The following is a 17,534-nucleotide window of genomic DNA, read 5'->3' as shown; positions in this document are numbered from 1 at the left end:
CCGGGCTCCGCGAGGGGCCCGGCCTTTTTCATGGGCGGGATTTCGCTGTAGGAGCGAGCTTGCCCGCGAACCTGCCAGGCACCGTGCCAACCTGTTGGCGAGCGAAAACGACGGCGCCCCTCGCTCCTGCGAAGAGCCCTCAGAAAAGCGGAACCCCTGCCCTCGCGCCGCCCTCGAAAGTCCTGACTGCAACCCACGCGGAGGACTCGACATGAAGAAATCGGCATCGGCCCACTGGCAGGGCGGCCTGAAGGACGGCAAGGGCACGATCTCCACCGAAAGCGGCGCGCTCAAGGAGCAGCCCTACGGCTTCAACACCCGCTTCGAGGGCGCCCCGGGCACCAACCCGGAGGAACTGATCGGCGCGGCCCATGCGGGCTGCTTCTCCATGGCGCTGTCGATGATGCTCGGCGAGGCCGGCCTGACCGCCGAGCGCATCGATACCCAGGCCGAGGTCAGCCTGGAAAAGCTCACCGACGGCTTCGCCATCACCGCCGTGCACCTGACATTGAAGGCGAAGGTGCCGGGCACCGACGCGCAGACCTTCCAGGCCATCGCCGACAAGGCCAAGGCTGGCTGCCCGGTATCCAAGCTGCTCACCGCGCGCATCACTCTCGACGCCACGCTCGAATGAGCCCGCAGGGCACTCTGTCCGCCGGTGGCGGTCCACCGTTAGGATAGGGTGCCCCGATGAGAGGGCCGACGAGGGACTGTGATGAAGACGATGAAGTGGGCCGTGGCGACGGGTATGGCGCTGCTGCTGGCCAGCGGCGCGAGCGGGGCGGCGGTGAAGCCCTGCGAGGAACTCAAGGCCGAGATCGAGACCAAGATCCAGGCCGCCGGGGTGACCTCCTACACCCTGGAGATCGTGGACAAATCCGAGGTGAAGGACCCGAACATGGTGGTCGGCACCTGCGACAACGGGCAGCGGCGGATCATCTACCAGAAGAACGACAGCTGACGGCCGCTTCTGAATGTGGGCGACCAATCGCCGATTGGGCTGACTACCAGAGTTTCCACCAGGAGCGTTTGTTCCGGGGAGCGCCCGTTTCGATATCGGGTTGCAGTGATACGGCGGCGGCAATCGACTGGGTTCGCGCGGCCTGCTCGTCCAGCCAGTGCTGCGGGCCGATCCAATGATCATGCACAGCCTCTAGGAAGTCCCGCCTCAGCGGCAGCCCTGAAGCGTCTCCGAGCACAGTCGCATAGGCCTCGCAGCGGGGACACCAGGCAGTGTGCTCAGTCCACTTGGTCACCTCGACAGCCGGAAACGCCGAATAGCAAGAGAAGCACGCACAGGTGTCGCTGCTCTCGACTTCATCCTTGTTCCTATTGGCATGTTCGTAAGCAGCGTATGTGTCGCTCATGAGGAGTTTGCTCTGGCGTTAAAGCCCCGGAGTGTAGAGCCATCGTCAGCTTCCGAGTGACGTCTTCGTGGGCAAGAAGCAAGCGCTGCCTGTGGCGCTGTCAGAACGGCCCGCAACGCACCGCGCCCTGGAAATCCGTCTTCGCCACCAGCGTGCCGTTGGCGTCCGTCAACAGCGCCAGCGCGCTGCGCAGTTGCGGGCGCAGTTCCAGGCGGTAGCGCTGGCCGGCGGTGAAGTCGTCGTAGGTCACCTTGACCCGGCAGGTCAGCTCCGAAGGATCGGTCATCTGGCCCATGCCGCCGCCGCTGGAGACTTCGTACTGGAAGCGCACCACCAGCTCATGGCGCCCCGGCGTCACCTGGTAGAAGCGCCCATCGTTCACCGACTGGCCGTCCAGGCGCTCGGCCATCAGGGTCTTGCCCGGCGTGGTGTAGAGATCGACCCAGGCCATCTGCGGATCATGGGCGGGCAGCGGGCTGGCGCAGCCGCCGAGCAGGGCCAGGCCCAGCGGCAGGAAACGGGGCAGGTGAGGTGCGCGCATGAAGGTTTACCGTGGCATGGGCTCATCCCACAGCATAACCCGCTCAGGCCCTGGCGCAGCCCCGCTCGCGGCCACGGGCGATCTCGCCGCCCTGGGCGTCGTAGAGCTTGGCCCAGGGGCGGAAGCCGATGCTGCCGGTCTCCAGGCGGTAGCGCTGGCCGGCGCTGAAGTCCTTGTATTGCACGGTCATCTCGCAATCGCGCCACAGCGCCTCGTCCACCGGGCCGATATCCACCGGCTCGACCTGGAACTGGAAGCGCACGCGCAACTCGTGGGAGCCAGGGTCGACCTCGAAGTAGCGGCTGCTGGACCACTCCTTGTTGTCCACTTCCGTGGCGGCCAGGTCGCTCTGGCTGTTGGTGTTCAGGTCGACCCAGGCGCGGTTCGGGTCCGGCTGGGGCATCAGCATGGAACAGCCGCTCAGGGCGAGCAGGCTGGCAGGAATGAGAAGGGCGCGCATCGGGGGTGGCTCCTGGGTCGAGGGGGCGGCAGCGGGCGGACCAGGCCCTGTGCTATGTTCCGCGCATGCCCTTCCGCCTTCTTATCCCGACACTCGACCGCCGCCTGTGCCGCTGGGTTCCCTGGCTGGCCATCTGGGCGCTGAGCGGTTGTTCCACGGTGAGTTACTACAGCCAGCTGGCGAACGCCCAGGTGCGCCTGCTCGCCGCCCGCGAGCCGGTGGCCGACGTGGTGGCCGACCCCGCCCGCGACCCCGGGCTGCGCCAGCGCCTGGAGCTGTCGCAGGAGGCGCGCGCCTTCGCCAGTGCCGAGCTGGGCCTGCCGGACAACCAGAGCTATCGCCTGTACGCCGACATCCACCGGCCCAACGTGGTGTGGAACGTGTTCGCCACGCCGGAGCTGTCGCTGCAGCCGCTGACCCATTGCTTCCCCATCGCCGGCTGCGTGGCCTACCGGGGCTACTACGGCGACGCCGGCGCCCAGGCCGAGGCGAAGCGCCTGAAGGCGCAGGGGCTGGATGTCTACGTCGGCGGCGTGGAGGCCTACTCCACCCTGGGCTGGTTCGACGACCCGATCCTCAGCAGCATGCTGCGCTGGGGCGACCAGCGCCTGGCCGAGACGATCTTCCACGAGCTGGCGCACCAGAAGTTCTACCTGCCCGGCGACACGGCGTTCAACGAGTCCTATGCCTCCTTCGTCGAGGCCGAGGGCGGGCGCCGCTGGCGCGCCGCGCGACACCTGCCGGATGAGTCGCCGTTGCTGGCGCAGCAGCGCAAGCGCTTCACCCAGCTGGTGCTCGATACGCGCGAGCGCCTGCAGACGCTCTACGCCAGCCCGGCCAGCGACGCGCAGAAGCGCGCTGGCAAGCAGGCGGAATTCGAGCGCCTGCGCCGGGACTATGCGCGGCTGCGCGACCAGGAGTGGGGCGGCAAGGCGCCCTTCGACGCCTGGGTCAACAGCCCGCTGAACAACGCCAAGCTGCTGCCCTTCGGCCTCTATGACCAGTGGGTGCCGGCCTTTGCCGCGCTGTTCGCCCAGGTCGGCGGCAACTGGCCGGCGTTCTACGCGCGGGTGGAAAAGCTCGGAGCGCTGCCGCCGTCGGAGCGCACGGCGGCGCTGGAGAAACTGAAGGCCGGCGGGGTCGTCAGCTTCCGCTGAGGCTTAGCCGGCCGGTTCTCGAGCAACGCCCCGGTGTCCTCCTCGCTCCTACGAGGAGCGCGAACATCCTGTAGGAGCGAGCTTGCTCGCGAACCGCCCAGCGCCTGGACCATCCGTGTTCTCCCGAAGCGCCACGCCGGTGCCGCGCAGAGGGTTAGGGTGAGGGCAGGCCCGCCCATTGGACTTGGTGCGCTCCCACCCTGCCCTGCAACGCCGTCAGACCCGCTCGACCCCCGGCATCTGCCACTCCCCGCCCACCACCTGGCGTTCCGGCCCGTAGATGCGCAGGATGAGGTTGAACGGCCCCTGCTGCGTCGACGGCAGCCAGTTCGCCTGGTGTTCCTGGCCGGGCGAGTCGGCCTGGATGTACAGCGTCACACCGCCGTCGGCGTCGCGCACCAGCGCGTCGCGGCTGCTCAGGCAGTAGCGCTGGATGGGGTTGTCCACCAGTTGGCGGTCGGGCAGGTCGTAGAGGGTGATCGACCAGAACTCCCTGGCCGGTGGCAGCTGCCCCGGCGCAAAGCGCAACCGGTAGCGCTGGCCGCCTTGCAGTGGCTGTTGCGCGCTGTCCTTGCGGCTGCCGAAGTAGATCGCCTCTTCCACGCTGTTGCCGTAGATGCCGCTGGCCGCCGCTGCGGCGCGGCTCAGGTAGTCGTTGTGCATCGCCGCGCGGGTGCCGAACAGGCCGGCGGACGAGCGCAGGGTGGCGCCCTTGGCCTTGAGCGCCTCCGCGCCTTGCTGGATGCCGGCGGCCAGCGCCTGGCGCTGGGCCGGGCTGAGATTCGCCGGGTTGAACGGCAACCCCGCGCCGATGCCGACCCGCGCGAAGCGCTGGCGCAGCTCGACTTCGCTCGGGTCCACCGGGCAAAAGGCGAGGATCTGGTTCAGGTGCGGGATGAAGCCAGGGCCGAGGTCGCGCGGCAGCTCCCAGGGCAGCCAGTTCACCGCTGGCGCGGCGGCCGGCGCCGGGGTGCGGGTGAAGGCGTGCAGCGGGCGCAGCTGGTATTGCGCCTGCAACTGGCGCACGGCGGGCAGGTCATGGGCATCGCGCAGGCCGGTGCGGCCCAGGATCATGGCGATCTGCGTCTCGCTGCGCAGCACCTGGCGGATGCCGGCCGGCGCCTCGCCCTTCCAGTCGGGCCCGGCGATCAGGTAGTCGCCGGCCTCGCGGCCGGTGGAGAGCACGCCCACGTAGGCGAAGTTGAAGGTGTACTGGTCGACCAACTGGTGCACGTAGTAGCGGTCTTCGCCCACCGCCGGAACGCTCAGCACCCAGGGCTCGGCGCGCAGGTCGAGCCAGGCCCAGGAGTACGGCGTGTCGTTGTTGGGCGTCACCACGTCGCGGTTCTTCGGGGTGAAGAGTTCGCTGTAGTGACGGAAGACGCCGAAGCCGCCGACGTACTCCGGCGACGCCGGATTCAGCGCTTGTTTGTGCATCGTCTGGTAGTGCATGAGCATCGGGTAGGCATAGATCCATGCCTGGCGGACGATGTCCTGGAACACGGCGGGATCGGTTTCCAGCTCGGCGCTGGCAGCCAGCAGCCACGCCGGGCAGCAACTGGCGATGCCCACGGCGGTGCTGGCGCCGAGGAAGCGCCGGCGGGTCAGGAGCGGGTTCATCGCCATCACTCCTTGCTCGCCAGGGGCTGCACGGCCGGCGGCTGGTAGTCGCCCTTGAGCGCCTTCTCCTGCGGCAGGTACATGCGCAGGATCAGGTTGAACGGGCCCTGCGGCGCCGGCAGCCAGTTGTCGGTGCCCGTCGGCTGGGCGTTCTGGATGGTCAGGGTGACGCCGCCGTCGGCATCCTGCTTCAGGCCGCTCTCGCTGCTGACGGTGTAGCGATTGAGCGGGTTGGCGGAGAACAGTTGCGTCTTGCCGTCATACAGGGTGACCGACCAGAAGGCGTCCACCGGCGGCAGCTGGCCGGGGGCGAAGTGCAGGCGGTAGCTGCGGTTGCCATCCAGGCGCTGGTTGCTGGCGTCGACCTGGGTCACCGGGTACATCGCTTCGGCGGCATCGTTGGCGTAGAGGTACTTCCAGGCCACGGCCGAACGGGTCAGGTCGTCATTGCCGTAGTGGCCGACGTTGGCGGGGAATTGCTGCCAGCCGTTGCTGGGCTTGGAGAAGGTCTCGGTGGCGGCGAGCACCTTCTGGCGGCCGTCTTCGGCGCCCTGGGCGACGGCCTTGGCAATGTCGGCCGGCAGCGCCGAGGCATCGAACGGTTTGCCGGTGCCGACGCCGATCTGCGCGAACTGCGCCAAGCGCTCCTGCTCCTGCGGGTTCCAGGCATGCCAGCCGGCCAGCGCGTTGAAGTCGCTGAAGGCGTTCAGCGCCGGGCCCTGCTTGGTCGGCTGGTAGGGCGGCACGTCGAGCTTGTGCGGCTTGGCCTCGGGCTTGGTGCTGCGCAGCGTGTAGCCGTCCATCACCGCCTTGGCGGCGGCCACGTCGGCCTGGCCGTTGACCGCGGTGCGGCCGAGCAGGAACAGCACGCGGCTGGGCGAACGGATCACCTTGCCGCTGAAGCCGTCAGGCTGCTTGCCGTCCCAGTCGGGGCCGGCGATCAGGAAGCTGCCGGCGGCGCGGCCGGTGGCGCGGGTGCCGATGTAGTCCAGGTTGTCGGTGCGCATGTCGATCAGCTGGAAGCTGTAGTAGCGCTGCGGCACGGCCGGCACGTCGAGCAGCATGGGGCCGTCGCGCAGGTCGAGCAGTGCGTAGGAATAGAGCGTGTCGTTGTTGGGCGAGACCACCGTGCGATCGTCCGGACCGAGCAGCGTGGTGCGGTTGAGCAGGACGTTGGCCGGCATCTTGGCGGCGATGGCTTGCAGGGTCTTGCCGTGTTCGGCGGTGGCGTAGGTGAACAGGTAGGCCTGTTCGGCCAGGTCGCGCGCTTGCTGGGGCGTGGGCGCGGCGGCCCAGGCGTGGCCGGCGAGCAGGGGGATCAGCGCGAGTGCGGGCAGCCAGTGGCGCATGACGGATTCCTCATTGTTCTTGTTGGAAGGTCACCGCTGGCGCCGTCGCGCAGACGGTCACGCGACCGCCGGCAGCGGACGTCCGGGCAGAGTGCGTCACGACAGGGAAGGGGCGGTTAGCGCCAGCGGACAGAAAACGATCATCGCCGGCGCGTCACTCCGCGCGGTCGGGGCTGTGCAGCGGCAGGTCCAGCTGCACGCGGCGCCGCAGCCAGGGGCTGGGCCGGTAGCGCGCTTCGCCGTAGCACGCCTGCAGGCCCTGGAGGATGGTGAGGATGCGCGCCGCGCCGTAGTGCTCGCCGAACGCCAGCGGGCCGAAGGGGTAGCCCAGCGCCAGTTGCACCGCGCGGTCCAGCGTCACCGGCGTGGCGATGCCGCGCTGGGCGATTTCGCAGCCCAGGTTGACGATGCCGGCGACCACCCGCTGGCTGATGAAACCGGGCGAGTCGTTGATCACTTCCACCGGCACGCCGTCACTGCCCAGCGCCTGGCGCGCCTGCGTCTCCAGCTGCGGGTCGAGCGCCGGCTGGCGCATGAGCACGCGGCGCCGGTCCAGTTCGGTGAAGGTTTCCAGCGCCAGGCTGCGTTCGGGCGGCAGGCCGAGGGCATCGATGCGCGTGCTGGCATCCGTGCCCAGCGGCGTGACCAGGCAGATGGCGCGGGAGGACGGCGCTTCGCTGGTCTCCAGCACCACGCCGCCGAGGGTGAGGATCGACGCGACGCGGTGGCGCAGCTCCGGGTCCTGGCTGTCGAGCCAGTAGGGCCGATTGAGCAGCACCGCCTCGTGCTGTTCCTCGGGCTCACGCACCGGCTGGCCGTCGCGGTAGCGGTAGAACCCTTCGCCACTCTTGCGCCCCAGCAGGCCGCCGGCGAGGCGCTGGGCAGCCAGCGGCGAGGGGGTGTAGCGCGGGTCCTGGTAGAACTGCTGGTAGAGCGACTCCATCACCGCGTGGGAGATATCCAGGCCGGTGAGGTCGAGCAGCTCGAAGGGCCCCATGCGAAAGCCCACGCCGTCGCGCAGGATGCGGTCGATCTGCGCCGGGCTGGCGATGCCTTCGCCGAGGATGCGCAGCGCTTCGGTGCTGAAGGCGCGGCCGGCGTGGTTGACGATGAAGCCGGGGCTGTCCGGCGACACCGCGGGGAAGTGTCCGGCCTGCTCCGCCAGGCGGCTCAGGCGCTGCACCACCGCCTCGCTGGTGCGCTGGCCGCGCACCACCTCGACGATGCGCATCAGCGTCACCGGGTTGAAGAAGTGGAAGCCGGCGACCCGCTGCGGGCGCTGGCAGCGCGCGGCGATGCGGGTGACTGACAGCGACGAGGTATTGCTCGCCAGCACGGCGTCGGGCGCCACGCGCTTCTCCAGCTCGGCGAGCAGTGCCTGCTTGGCGCCCAGGTCCTCGACGATGGCTTCGATCAGCAGGTCGCAGTCAGCCAGCTCGTCGAGGCTGTGGGTCGGCAGTAGCCGCTGCATCGTCGCGCCGAGCGCGTCGGGGCCGAGCTTGCCCTTGGCCACCGCGCGCTCCAGCAGATCGCGGTTGAAGGCCAGGGCCTGCTCCACGATCTGCGGGTTGCTGTCGTACAGGCGCACCGGCAGGCCGGCGCCGGCGAACAGCTGGGCGATGCCGCGGCCCATGGCCCCGGCGCCGATCACGCCGATACGCTGGAAGGACTCGGTCATGCTGCGGGTCTCATCGTGCACACCTGCATCAACCATAGACGGTGTGCTCACGCGGTGGACCTTTTGGCCAGTTCCAGGTCGCGCAGCTGTCGGCGCAGGAGCTTGCCGACGCTGGTCTTGGGCAACTCGTCGAGCACCTCGACGACGCTCGGCACCTTGTAGCCGGTGAGGTGCTCGCGGCAGTGGGCGATGATCTGCGCCGGCGCCAGCGTCTCGTCCTTGAGGCTGACGAAGAGCTTCACCGACTCGCCCTTGCGCTCGTCCGGCACGCCGATGGCCACGCACTCGCGCACGCCGGGGTGGCGCATCACGGCGTCTTCCACTTCGTTGGGGAACACGTTGAAACCCGAGACCAGGATCATGTCCTTCTTGCGGTCGACGATCTTCAGCATGCCGTCGGCGTCCAGCTCGGCGATGTCGCCGGTCTTCAGCCAGCCATCGACGGTCAGTACCTGGGCACTCTCCTCCGGGCGCTGCCAGTAGCCCTGCATCACCTGAGGGCCGCGCAGCCACAGCTCGCCGGGCTGGTCGGGGCCGGTGTCGTTGCCCGCCTCGTCCACGGTGCGCAGCTCGGTGTCCACCAGCGCCTGGCCGACATAGCCCTCGCGGTAGGGGCTATGCAGGGTGCCGGTGGAGACCACCGGCGAGGCCTCGGTGAGGCCGAACCCTTCACGCACCGGTGCGCCGGTCAGGGCTTCCCAGCGCCGGCCAACCTCACGGTTCAGCGGCGCGCCGCCGGAGGTCACCCACTTCAGGTGACTGAAGTCGATGCCGGGGAAGTCCGGGTGGTTCATCAGCCCGACGAAGAGGGTGTTGATCCCGCTCATCAGGGTGAAGGGATAGCGGCGCATGGCCCCGATGATCTCGTCGAGGTTGCGGCCGTCGCGGATGAATACCGTGTGCAGGCCCATGCCGACCGAGGACAGCAGGTTCGTGGCGAACGCCATGATGTGGTACAGCGGCAGCGGCGCGATGCGCACGTCGGTGGCCGGTTCCAGCAGGCCGGGGCGCAGGAACAGTTCCAGGGTCTGGATGACGTTGGCGACCAGGCTGCGGTGGCTGAGCATCGCGCCCTTGGAGACACCCGTGGTGCCGCCGGTGTACTGCAGCAGCGCGAGGCGATCCAGGCCCGGTTCGGTGTCCACCGGCGGCGCCTCGGCGCCCAGGCGCAGGGCCTGCTGGAAGCGCGTGCAATCGGCTTCATCGCTGTCGAACCGGGGCCGTTCGATGTCGTCGATCGAGGTCAGCAGCAGCTGGCGAACGTCGGTTTGCGCCTGCACGCTGCGCAACAGCGGCAGCAGGCGGTCGAGCAGCAGCACGGCGCTGGCGCCGGAGTCGGCCAGCTGGTGGCGCAGCTCGCTGGCGGTGTACTGCGGGTTGGTGTTCACCAGCACCAGCCCGGCCTTCAGCGCGCCGAAAGTGGCGATGGGGTACTGCAGCGAGTTGGGCAGCATCAGCGCCAGGCGGTCGCCGGGTTGCAGGCCGGCGTGGTGGCGCAGGTAGCGGGCGAAGGCGTCGGCCTGCCGCTCCAGCTCGGCGAAGCTGAGGTGGCTGTCGCCACAGGAGAACGCCAGGCGCTCGGGGGATTCGCGACAGGCATCGCGCAGCAGGTCGTGGAGGTTCTGGTAACCGTGACGGGCGATCTCGCGGGCCACGTGGCCGGACGGTTGAGCGGACATCGACTTCTCCGTTGCTTTTTCCGAGCCGGGATCGGCCCTGGCTTCGAATTGTTGTTCTGCACAGCGAAACAGTGTGTCGAAATCGATGGTATGCGATAGGCTAGCCCGGTGCAACGAGCACACGCGGACCGCTGTGTGGCGAGGGGGCTATCTGCTATCGTTCGCCCGCGCCGCGCGTGGCGCCGCCCCAACGATCCCCCGCCGAGGCCCCATGAGCGACGACGTCGAAGACAGCAGCAACCCCAAGGACCGCAAGTACGTAGAGGCCCTGGCCCGCGGCCTGGATGTGCTGCGCGCCTTCACCCATGGCTCGGTGGTGCTCGGCAACCAGGAAATCTCGCGGATCACCGGCCTGCCCAAGGCGACGGTGTCGCGCATGACCTACACCCTGACCCAGCTCGGCTACCTCTGCTACTCGCAGCAGCACGAGAAGTACCAGCTGGATTCCGGCGTGCTGGCGCTGGGCTACGCCTACGTGTCCAACCTGCGCGTACGCCAGCTGGCCAAGCCGTACATGGACGCCTTCGCCCGTCGCACCAACACCACGGTGGGGCTGACCTGCCGCGACTGGCTGTCGATGATCTACGTGGAAAACTGCCGTCCGCCGGAGGCGACCTCCCTGCGCATGGACGCCGGCGTGCGCCTGCCGCTGGCCACCACTGCGGCTGGCCGCGCCTACCTGGCGGCGACGCCGGAGCAGGAGCGCGAGCACCTGCTGTCCGCGCTGGAAGAACGCCACGACGGCGACTGGTCGGCCATGCGGGCCTCGCTGGAGGCTTCCTTCGAGGAATACCGCCAGCACGGCTTCTGCCTGTCCCTCGGCGACTGGGACCGCAACGTGCGCGCCGCCGGTGTGCCGTTGCGCCTGGCCGACGGCGGGCTGATGGCGCTGACCTGCGGCGCGCCGTCGTTCCAGCTCAGCGAGGAGACGCTGCGCGGCTCGCTGGCCCATGAGCTGGAAATCCTCGCGCGGGATATCGAGAGTCTTGGGGCCTGAGCCCTGGCAGGGAGAACCGCTTTCGTAGGAGCGGAGCTTCTCCGCGAAATCCATCGCGGCTGACTCGGTGTCCTATGTGAACGCCTGCCTCATGCGCCCGCGTAGGAGCGGACTTCGTCCGCGATGTGTCTGCCTCACGCCTTGTTTCCCGCGTCGCTTCGGCGTGCGCTGATAGATTTTTTTTCGCCCCCCTCGGGCGACCCACTTTGGCAAACGACCCAAAGTGGGCAAAGGACTTGCCCCGGACATCCGGTTTTTCGCTTAGGCGAAAAATTCCCTCGTTGAATCGAAGTTTCAGGGGCCCGCTGCGAAGGGCCATCCCTGGCCCATCGCAGCTCTCGCGACATCCATGTCGCTCAACCCCTGAAACTCCGCTTCAACGAGGCCTCCTGAACGGGGCAGTCTGGAGTGCGCGGATGTTTCTCTGGAAATAGGAGCCAGAGCCCGAACCGGATCGCCGGGCACGCTTTTCCTGTAGGAGCGAGCTTGCTCGCGAACCGCCCAGCACCGGAGCCAGCGGCGAATCCCCGTTCGCGAGCAAGCTCGCTCCTACGAGGTCCGGCAAGCGCCTCAGGCCACGTCCATCAACCCCGCATACACCTTCAGGTGATGATCGTCGTCCCCCAACTGGTGGCTGAGCATCACCAGGCGCTTGGCGTGATGCGCCAGCACATATTCCCAGGTCATGCCGATGCCGCCGTGCAGCTGGATCGCCTGCTCGGCCACGTAGCGTGCCGCGCGGGTGACGATGAACTTGGCGGCGGCGAGGGTGCGGGTGCGCTCGGCGCTGTCGGGCTGGTCTGCGACGCAGGCGGCGAGGATCGCCATGCTGGTGGCCTGTTCCAGCTCGCTGCGCATGTCCACCATGCGGTGTTGCAGCACCTGGAACTTGCCGATCGGCATGCCGAACTGCTTGCGCGTCTTCAGGTAGTCCAGGGTCAGCGCGCAGGCTTCCTGCAGGCTGCCCAGGGCTTCGGCGCATTGCGCGGCAATTGCCCTGCCCTGCTGATAACGCAGCGCCGGCAGCGCTTCGCCGGGCGTGCCGATGGCCTCGCCGAGCGCGCCGTCGAGGAACAGCTCGCAGGCGCGCTGGCCGTCCACCGTCGGGTAATCGCGGCGGCTCACGCCGGCCTGTTGCGGGTCGATGAGGAACAGCCCGATACCCGCCTCGTCCCGCGCATTGCCCGATACCCGCGCCGACACCAGGATCGCCGTGGCGCTCTGCCCGCCGATCACCACCGCCTTGCGCCCGCTGAGCTTCCAGCCGTCGCCAGCCTGCTCCGCGCGGGTCTGCACGTCATGCAGCTGGTAGTGGCTCTGCGGTTCTTCCAGCGCCACCGCGAGCTGCGCTTCGCCGCTGGCGATGCGTGGCAGCCAGTGGTCCTTCTGCGCGTCGCTGCCCAGCTGGGCGATCAGCCCGCCGCCGTGCACCACCGACTGCAGGTAGGGCTCCAGGCACAGGCCACGGCCCAGTTCGGTGAGCACCAGCATGCTTTCCACGCCGCCGCCAAAGCCGCCGTGGCTTTCCGGCAGCGACACCGAGGTCAGTCCCAGCTCGCCCAGCTGGCCCCAGAATTCGGCGCTATAGCCCAGCTCGGAACGGCTGAAGGCCTCGCGCTTGTCGAACGGGTATGCGTCACGGACCAGGCGGGCCGCGGTGTCCTGCAGCATCTGCTGCTCTTCGCTCAGTTTGAAGTCCATGGTCCTGGCCTCACAGCTCGAGAATCATCTTGGAGACGATGTTCTTCTGGATTTCGTTGGAGCCGCCGAAGATCGACAGCTTGCGCAGGTTGAAGTACTGGCTCGCCGGCGCCGCCGAATAGTCGGCATGCAGCGGCTCGGCGCCCAGCTCGAACTCGTCCTCGATGAAGGGCAAGGCGTAGGGGCCTAGCACCTTGCGCAGCAGGTGGCTGATCGCCTGGCGGATCTCCGTGCCCTTGACCTTGAGGATCGAGCTTTCCGCACCCGGCACGCCGCCCTCGCGCGCGGCGGCGAGGATGCGCAGGGTGCTCATCTCGATGGCCATCAGCTGCATCTCCACCTCCGCCACCTGGGCACGGAACAGCGGATCGTCGAGCATCGGCTTGCCGTCGCACAGCTCGCGGCGGGCGACCTGCTTGAGGTGCGCGAGCACCGCCTTGGACGCACCGATGCCGGCCAGCCCGGTGCGCTCGTAGGTCAGCAGGTACTTGGCGCAGGTCCAGCCTTCGTTCTCGCGGCCGACCAGGTTTTCCACCGGCACGCGCACATTGTCGAAGAACACCTCGTTGACCTCGTGCTCGCCGTCCAGGGTGATGATCGGGCGCACGGTGATGCCGGGGGATTTCATGTCGATCAGCAGGAAGCTGATGCCGCGCTGCTGCTGCGCCTCGGGATCGGTGCGCACCAGGCAGAAGATCCAGTCGGCATGCTGGCCGAGGGTGGTCCAGGTCTTCTGGCCGTTCACCACGTAGTGGTCGCCGTCGCGCACGGCGCGGGTCTTGAGCGACGCGAGGTCGGAACCGGCGCCGGGCTCGGAGTAGCCCTGGCACCACCAGTCGGTGCCGTCGAGGATGCGCGGCAGGTAGTGCGCCTGCTGTTCGGGCGTGCCGAACTTGATGATCACCGGGGCGACCATGTTGACGCCGAAGGGGATGGTGCGCGGCGCGCCGAAGGCGGCGCATTCTTCCTCGAAGATGTGCTTCTGCACGGCGTTCCAGCCGGTGCCGCCGAAGGCTTCCGGCCAGTGCGTGGCGTACCAGCCCTGCTCGGCGAGCACGCGCTGCCAGCGCTGGTGGTCCGCCTTGTTCAGGTGTTTGCCCAGGCGCACCTTGGTGGCGATGTCCTTGGGCAGCTTGGTTTCCAGGAAGTGGCGGACTTCATCGCGGAACGCCAGTTCGTCGGGGGTGAAATGGATGTCCATGGCAGGTCCTCTACAGATCGGCGAAGCGGCGGCCTTCGGCCACCAGGCGTTCGAGCAGCGGGGCGGGTTGCCACCACGCGCCCAGGCGCTGGTGGAACTCGCGGATGCGTTCGAGTACGTGGGCGAGGCCGACGCTGTCGGCATGGAACAGCGGGCCGCCGCGCCAGGCGGGGAAGCCGTAGCCGTTGAGGAAGATCACGTCGATGTCGCTGGCGCGCTGGGCGATACCCTCGTCGAGAATCTGGGCGGCCTCGTTGACCAGTGCGTAGAGGCAGCGCTCGACGATCTCTTCATCGCTGATCGGTGCGCGGGTGATGCCGCGTTCGGCGGCGGCCTGCTCCAGCATGGCCGGCAGCGCCGGGTTGTCCTGCGCGGCGCGGCCGCCTTCGCCGTAGTGATAGAAGCCGGTGCCGGTCTTCTGCCCGAGCATGCCCGCGGCGATCAGGTGGTCGAGCACCCGCGGCAGGGTCTGGCCCGGCTTGAGGTTCGGTCGCTGGCGCGAGCGGATCGCGTGGCTGATGTCCAGGCCCGACAGGTCGCGCACCGCCAGCGGCCCCATGGCCATGCCGAAGGTGCGCAGCGCGCGGTCCACCTGCGCCGGTGTGGCGCCCTCCTCCAGGAGGAATTCGGCCTGGCGGCCGTACGGGAAGATCATGCGGTTGCCGACGAAGCCGTCGCAGACGCCAACCACCACCGAGACCTTCTTCAGGCGCTTGCCCAGTTGCATGGCGCTGGCCAGCACGGCGTCGGAGGTGGCCTTGCCGCGTACCACTTCGAGCAGGCGCATGACGTTGGCCGGGCTGAAGAAGTGCAGGCCGACCACGTCCTGCGGACGCTGGGTGAAGGCGGCAATTTCGTCGAGGTCCAGCGAGGAGGTGTTGCTGGCGAGGATCGCGCCGGGCTTGCAGGCGGCGTCCAGTCGCTCGAAGACCTGGCGCTTCACCTCCAGGCTTTCGAACACCGCTTCCACCACCACGTCGGCGTCGCCCAGCGCGGCGTAGTCGAGCACGCCGCTGATCAGGCCCATGCGCCGCTCCATCTCCTCGGCACTCAGGCTGCCGCGCGCCACGCTGGCGGCGTAGAGGCTGCGGGCGCGGTCGAGGCCGCGTTGCAGGGCTTCTTCGTTCACTTCCAGCAGTTGCACCGGGATGCCGGCGTTGGCGAAGCACAGCACGATGCCGACGCCCATGGTGCCGCCACCGATCACGGCGGCGCGGCGGATCTCCCGGGGTTGCACGTTGCTGGCCAGGCCTTCGACCTTGGCCGCGTCACGTTCGGCGAAGAAGGCGTGAATCAGCGCGGCGCGCTGGGGTGACTGCATGCACTGCTGGAACAGTTCACGCTCGCGCGCCAGGCCTTCGCGCAGCGGCCATTGCGTTGCGGCTTCCACGGCGTCGATGCAGCGCAGCGGGGCGAACTGCCCTGGGAGGCGCTTCTGCACCTCGCCACGCTGGTGGGCGATGAGCTCGGCGACGCCCTCTTCCTGCACGCGCTCGTTGCGTTCGCCGGTGCGGCGCGGGCCCTTGCCGTCCGCCAGCAGGCGCTGGGTGAAGGCCAGGCCGGCGTCGATCAGGTCGCCATCGAACAGCTCGTCGACGATGCCGTTGTCCAGGGCGTCGGCCGCGGGGATCGGCGCGCCGGAGACGATCATCGCCAGGGCCTTCGCCACGCCGGCCAGGCGCGGCAGGCGCTGGGTGCCGCCAGCGCCGGGGAGCAGGCCGAGCTTCACTTCCGGCAGGCCGACCTGGGCGTCGCGGCGGGCGATGCGGTAGTGACAGGCCAGGGCGACTTCCAGCCCGCCGCCCAGGGCGGTGCCGTGGATCACGGCGACGCTGGGCTTGCTGGCGCCTTCGAGGCAGTCGACCACCTCGGGCAGCGACGGCGACTGCGGCGGCTTGCCGAACTCGCGGATATCCGCTCCGGCCATGAAGGTGCGCCCGGTGCAGACCAGCACCACGGCGCGCACCTGCGGGTCGGCCTCGGCTTGCTGGAAGGCGGCAAGCAGCCCGGCGCGGACGGCATGTCCGAGGGCGTTCACCGGTGGGTTGTCGACCGTCACCAGGGCAATCTCACCCCGGCGCTCGAGCTTTACCGCGTCTGACATGCTGGGCTCCGTTTGGCTTTTGTTATTCACGGAAGTGTTTAACGGAATATTGTTCCGCTGTGCAGAATACGGTGTTGTTTTTTTATTGTCGAGTGTGCCGGATGCTGTAGAGCGAGCTTGCTCGCGAACGGATTTCCCGAGGCTTCAATCTCAAGCGGTTCGCGAGCAAGCTCGCTCCGACAACGTATTCCCAGGGCCGGCCCTCTCGCGGGGGCAGGGTGAGGGGAAGCTCTGGCGTGGATCGCCCAGCCGTCGCCCGGCAAAAACAAAAACGCCCCCTCCGGATTCCGAAGGGGGCGCAAGTGCCCCGGCTACGCCCAGCCGGGGCCAGGGAGCGGTCGTCTTACTTGGCCCAGCGGCGCAGGTCGGACGGGGTGTAGTCATTCATCTTCGCGTGCTGCCCGGTCTTCATGCCGGCGTTCTCCTCGGTCATCAGGCCGTTGACGAAGTAGCGCCCGCTGATCAGGTCGTACGCGGCGGCCAGCGCCTCGAAGGTGAACTGCTTGTCGTAGTACGGCATGGCGTGGGACTGGTAGTTGCGCCACAGCTCGCCACGGCTGTCGTACAGCTCGCCGAGGAGGATGTTCCAGCTGTCCTCGTCGAGGTAGTAGCGGCGCTTGCTGTAGACGTGGCGCGCACCTGGCTTGAGGGTCGCTTCCACCACCCAGACGCGGTGCTTCTCGAAGCGCGCGAGATCCGGGTTGATGTGGCCGGTCTTGAGGATGTCGGCGTATTTCACCGAACGGTCGTACAGACGGAAGCTGTTGTACGGCACGAACAGTTCCTGCTTGCCCACCAGCTTCCAGTCGTAGCGATCCGGCGCGCCGTTGAAGCCGTCGAGGCTGTCGGCGGTGACCATGCCGTCGCTGTAGCGGGCGCTGTTGTCGTAGGCGATCAGCGGGGCGCGGCGCACACGGCGTTGGCCGGGGATGTACTGCCATGCCGCGCGCGGCTCGGCCACCTGGTCCATCGGCTCGTGGGTGAGTACCGCCTCGCCGGACAGGCGCGCCGGCTCCAGCACGCGGGTCTTGAACATGTAGAGCAGGTTGGCACCCTGCGGCAGGTCGTCGATGGTTTCGGCGTAGTTCATGTCGGTCTGCGAGCGGACCAGGCTGTAGACGCCGTTTTCCTTGACGTTGGCCGAGCTGAAGGTGCGCTCGATGCTGCCGCCGCGGTAGCGGGTGATGTGGTTCCAGATCGCTTCGACGCCTTGCTTGGGCATCGGGAACGGCACGCCGCGCTGGTAGTTCAGGACGCCGTTGCCGCCGTCGGCGAGCTTGGCGTTGCTGGCGTTGTCGCGGGTGGCGGCGTAGATCGCGTCGGGCAGCCGTGCGCTGCGGTGGCTGGGGTAGACGTTGATCTTGTAGGTGTTGGGGTAGCGCTTGAGCATCGCCTGCTCGCCAGGGCTCAGCCACTGGCTGTACTGCCCGACGTTGGCCGGCGTGATGGTGAACATTGGCTTTTCGGCGGCGTAGGGGTTGGCATAGCCGCCCTTGGCGTCGACCTGCCCCGCCGTGGGCGGCAGGCCGCCGTCCCAGGCGGGAATGCTGCCGTCGGCGTTGCCGGCCTTTTCGCCGCCTACCGGCGTCAGGCCTGCGCCCAGATCGGCGGCGTGGAGGTGGGTGCAGAGTGCCAGACCCATGGCCAGGGCCAGGGTGGAGATTTTTCCAAGTTGCATGG

The 17,534-nt window shown here is 68.4% G+C and carries 14 protein-coding genes; 4 read left to right on the top strand and 10 right to left on the bottom strand.

The genetic code is table 11. The features are described 5' to 3' along the window. Nucleotides 1–211 precede the first annotated feature (211 nt). Nucleotides 212–634: an OsmC family protein gene (locus tag ACNFIA_RS02840; RefSeq protein ID WP_416782793.1), complete on the top strand. Its 423-nt coding sequence runs from the start codon at nucleotides 212–214 to the stop codon at nucleotides 632–634. 90 nt (nucleotides 635–724) lie between these two features. Continuing rightward, on the top strand, nucleotides 725–961 hold the full coding sequence (locus tag ACNFIA_RS02835; protein ID WP_416783011.1) for a DUF1161 domain-containing protein: 237 nt from the start codon (nucleotides 725–727) through the stop codon (nucleotides 959–961). Between the two features lie 506 nt (nucleotides 962–1,467). Here ACNFIA_RS02835 and ACNFIA_RS02830 read toward each other — a convergent pair. Further along, nucleotides 1,468–1,908, bottom strand: a complete 441-nt coding sequence (locus ACNFIA_RS02830; protein ID WP_416782792.1) for a hypothetical protein — start codon at nucleotides 1,906–1,908, stop codon at nucleotides 1,468–1,470. Between the two features lie 43 nt (nucleotides 1,909–1,951). Then, nucleotides 1,952–2,368, bottom strand: a complete 417-nt coding sequence (locus tag ACNFIA_RS02825; RefSeq protein ID WP_259758346.1) for a hypothetical protein — start codon at nucleotides 2,366–2,368, stop codon at nucleotides 1,952–1,954. Nucleotides 2,369–2,433: 65 nt separating this feature from the next. Here ACNFIA_RS02825 and ACNFIA_RS02820 point away from each other — a divergent pair, with 65 nt between their 5' ends. Next, nucleotides 2,434–3,525, top strand: a complete 1,092-nt coding sequence (locus tag ACNFIA_RS02820; protein ID WP_416782791.1) for an aminopeptidase — start codon at nucleotides 2,434–2,436, stop codon at nucleotides 3,523–3,525. Between the two features lie 216 nt (nucleotides 3,526–3,741). Here the strand turns inward: ACNFIA_RS02820 and ACNFIA_RS02815 are convergent, their stop codons facing one another. From ACNFIA_RS02815 to ACNFIA_RS02800, 4 genes are all read right to left on the bottom strand, one after another. Further along, entirely contained in the window at nucleotides 3,742–5,145 is a 1,404-nt protein-coding gene (locus ACNFIA_RS02815) for a DUF1254 domain-containing protein (protein WP_416782790.1), read from the bottom strand. Nucleotides 5,146–5,150: 5 nt separating this feature from the next. Further along, a complete protein-coding gene (locus ACNFIA_RS02810) occupies nucleotides 5,151–6,494 on the bottom strand; it encodes a DUF1254 domain-containing protein (protein ID WP_416782789.1) in 1,344 nt (447 codons plus the stop codon). A gap of 154 nt (nucleotides 6,495–6,648) precedes the next feature. Further along, on the bottom strand, nucleotides 6,649–8,172 hold the full coding sequence (locus ACNFIA_RS02805; RefSeq protein WP_416782788.1) for a 3-hydroxyacyl-CoA dehydrogenase: 1,524 nt from the start codon (nucleotides 8,170–8,172) through the stop codon (nucleotides 6,649–6,651). A 47-nt stretch (nucleotides 8,173–8,219) separates the two neighbouring features. Continuing rightward, nucleotides 8,220–9,851, bottom strand: coding sequence for an AMP-binding protein (locus tag ACNFIA_RS02800; protein ID WP_416782787.1), 1,632 nt, complete (start codon nucleotides 9,849–9,851; stop codon nucleotides 8,220–8,222). A 211-nt stretch (nucleotides 9,852–10,062) separates the two neighbouring features. Here ACNFIA_RS02800 and ACNFIA_RS02795 point away from each other — a divergent pair, with 211 nt between their 5' ends. Then, on the top strand, nucleotides 10,063–10,848 hold the full coding sequence (locus ACNFIA_RS02795; protein WP_416782786.1) for an IclR family transcriptional regulator: 786 nt from the start codon (nucleotides 10,063–10,065) through the stop codon (nucleotides 10,846–10,848). A 570-nt stretch (nucleotides 10,849–11,418) separates the two neighbouring features. Here the strand turns inward: ACNFIA_RS02795 and ACNFIA_RS02790 are convergent. From ACNFIA_RS02790 to ACNFIA_RS02775, 4 genes are all read right to left on the bottom strand, one after another. Then, a complete protein-coding gene (locus tag ACNFIA_RS02790; RefSeq protein WP_416782785.1) occupies nucleotides 11,419–12,549 on the bottom strand; it encodes an acyl-CoA dehydrogenase family protein in 1,131 nt (376 codons plus the stop codon). Nucleotides 12,550–12,559: 10 nt separating this feature from the next. Continuing rightward, nucleotides 12,560–13,750, bottom strand: a complete 1,191-nt coding sequence (locus ACNFIA_RS02785; protein WP_416782784.1) for an acyl-CoA dehydrogenase family protein — start codon at nucleotides 13,748–13,750, stop codon at nucleotides 12,560–12,562. A gap of 10 nt (nucleotides 13,751–13,760) precedes the next feature. After that, complete coding sequence (locus ACNFIA_RS02780; RefSeq protein ID WP_416782783.1) at nucleotides 13,761–15,854, bottom strand: 3-hydroxyacyl-CoA dehydrogenase NAD-binding domain-containing protein; 2,094 nt, start codon at nucleotides 15,852–15,854, stop codon at nucleotides 13,761–13,763. Nucleotides 15,855–16,197: 343 nt separating this feature from the next. Next, entirely contained in the window at nucleotides 16,198–17,532 is a 1,335-nt protein-coding gene (locus ACNFIA_RS02775; protein WP_416782782.1) for a DUF1329 domain-containing protein, read from the bottom strand. Nucleotides 17,533–17,534: the final 2 nt, after the last annotated feature.

The organism is Pseudomonas sp. NY15437 (assembly GCF_048068435.1).
Classification (GTDB): Bacteria; Pseudomonadota; Gammaproteobacteria; order Pseudomonadales; family Pseudomonadaceae; genus Pseudomonas; species Pseudomonas nitroreducens_B.
The sequence above is the reverse complement of the archived record's forward strand: the minus strand, read 5'-3'. Positions and strand labels throughout refer to the sequence as shown.

Coding starts and splice junctions, on each gene's coding strand:
- ACNFIA_RS02840 (WP_416782793.1), top strand. CDS start 212: ATGAAGAAATCGGCATCGGCCCACTGGCAGGGCGGCCTGAAGGACGGC.
- ACNFIA_RS02835 (WP_416783011.1), top strand. CDS start 725: ATGAAGTGGGCCGTGGCGACGGGTATGGCGCTGCTGCTGGCCAGCGGC.
- ACNFIA_RS02830 (WP_416782792.1), bottom strand. CDS start 1,908: ATGCGCGCACCTCACCTGCCCCGTTTCCTGCCGCTGGGCCTGGCCCTG.
- ACNFIA_RS02825 (WP_259758346.1), bottom strand. CDS start 2,368: ATGCGCGCCCTTCTCATTCCTGCCAGCCTGCTCGCCCTGAGCGGCTGT.
- ACNFIA_RS02820 (WP_416782791.1), top strand. CDS start 2,434: ATGCCCTTCCGCCTTCTTATCCCGACACTCGACCGCCGCCTGTGCCGC.
- ACNFIA_RS02815 (WP_416782790.1), bottom strand. CDS start 5,145: ATGAACCCGCTCCTGACCCGCCGGCGCTTCCTCGGCGCCAGCACCGCC.
- ACNFIA_RS02810 (WP_416782789.1), bottom strand. CDS start 6,494: ATGCGCCACTGGCTGCCCGCACTCGCGCTGATCCCCCTGCTCGCCGGC.
- ACNFIA_RS02805 (WP_416782788.1), bottom strand. CDS start 8,172: ATGACCGAGTCCTTCCAGCGTATCGGCGTGATCGGCGCCGGGGCCATG.
- ACNFIA_RS02800 (WP_416782787.1), bottom strand. CDS start 9,851: ATGTCCGCTCAACCGTCCGGCCACGTGGCCCGCGAGATCGCCCGTCAC.
- ACNFIA_RS02795 (WP_416782786.1), top strand. CDS start 10,063: ATGAGCGACGACGTCGAAGACAGCAGCAACCCCAAGGACCGCAAGTAC.
- ACNFIA_RS02790 (WP_416782785.1), bottom strand. CDS start 12,549: ATGGACTTCAAACTGAGCGAAGAGCAGCAGATGCTGCAGGACACCGCG.
- ACNFIA_RS02785 (WP_416782784.1), bottom strand. CDS start 13,750: ATGGACATCCATTTCACCCCCGACGAACTGGCGTTCCGCGATGAAGTC.
- ACNFIA_RS02780 (WP_416782783.1), bottom strand. CDS start 15,854: ATGTCAGACGCGGTAAAGCTCGAGCGCCGGGGTGAGATTGCCCTGGTG.
- ACNFIA_RS02775 (WP_416782782.1), bottom strand. CDS start 17,532: ATGCAACTTGGAAAAATCTCCACCCTGGCCCTGGCCATGGGTCTGGCA.